Source organism: Streptomyces sporangiiformans (genome assembly GCF_005768555.2).
GTDB lineage: Bacteria > Actinomycetota > Actinomycetes > Streptomycetales > Streptomycetaceae > Streptomyces > Streptomyces sporangiiformans.
Window position 1 is genome coordinate 1 of record NZ_VCHX02000091.1, and the last position, 1,069, is coordinate 1,069.

Consider the following 1,069-nt stretch of genomic DNA (forward strand, 5'->3'; position numbering starts at 1 on the left):
TGGACACCCAACGAGCACGGCGGACGCGAGAACCTCGACGCGGTCGCCTTCCTGCAGGAGATGAACGCGACCGTGTACCGGCGCGAGCCGGGCGTCGTCACGATCGCCGAGGAGTCGACCGCCTGGGACGGCGTCACGCGCGCCACCCACCACATCGGCCCCGGCGGCTTCGGCGGACTCGGCTTCGGGCTGAAGTGGAACATGGGCTGGATGCACGACTCCCTGGGCTATGTGTCGAAGGAGCCCGTGCACCGCAAGTACCACCACAACGAGATGACGTTCTCGATGGTGTACGCGTACAGCGAGAACTACGTCCTGCCCATCTCGCACGACGAGGTCGTCCACGGCAAGCGGTCGCTGGTGTCGAAGATGCCGGGCGACTGGTGGCAGCAGCGGGCCAACCACCGCGCGTACCTGGGCTTCATGTGGGCCCACCCCGGCAAGCAGCTCCTCTTCATGGGCCAGGAGTTCGCACAGGGCGCGGAGTGGTCGGNGCTCCTCTTCATGGGCCAGGAGTTCGCACAGGGCGCGGAGTGGTCGGAAGGGCACGGCCCTGACTGGTGGCTGCTCGATCCGTCGTACGGGGCGGAGCCGGACCATCGTGGCGTGCGGGACCTCGTCCGAGGCCTGAACTCGGTGTACCGGCGGACTCCGGCGCTGTGGGAGCGGGACACCGAGCCGGACGGGTTCTCCTGGGTCGTCGGGGACGCGGCGGAGGACAACGTCTTCGCGTTTCTGCGCTTCGACGCGGATGGCGCTCCGCTGCTGGCCGTGTCGCACTTCTCGCCGGTGGTTCGGCACGCGTACCGGGTGGGTGTGCCGGACGACGTGCCCGCCTGGACCGAGGTCCTGAACACCGATGCCGCGCGGTACGGCGGCAGCGACGTCACCAACCCCGACCCCCTCAAACCGGACGCCCAGGCCTGGCACGGCCGCCCGGCCAGCATCCGGCTGACGTTGCCCCCGCTGGCGACGGTGTGGCTGCGCCCGGCGTAGGTTTTCTCGCCCCCGCCGCCCCTACCCGTCCCATCCTTCTGGGGCTCCGCCCCAGACCCCGCCAGGGGGCTCT

At 70.0% G+C, this 1,069-nt stretch carries 2 pseudogenes; both read left to right on the forward strand.

Annotated features, from left to right (window positions below):
• Window positions 1-493, forward strand: a pseudogene (locus FGD71_RS48690) (1,4-alpha-glucan branching enzyme); the annotation flags it as partial.
• 1 nt (window position 494) lies between these two features.
• Window positions 495-996 (forward strand): annotated as a pseudogene (locus FGD71_RS48695) (alpha amylase C-terminal domain-containing protein); the annotation flags it as partial.
• Window positions 997-1,069: the final 73 nt, after the last annotated feature.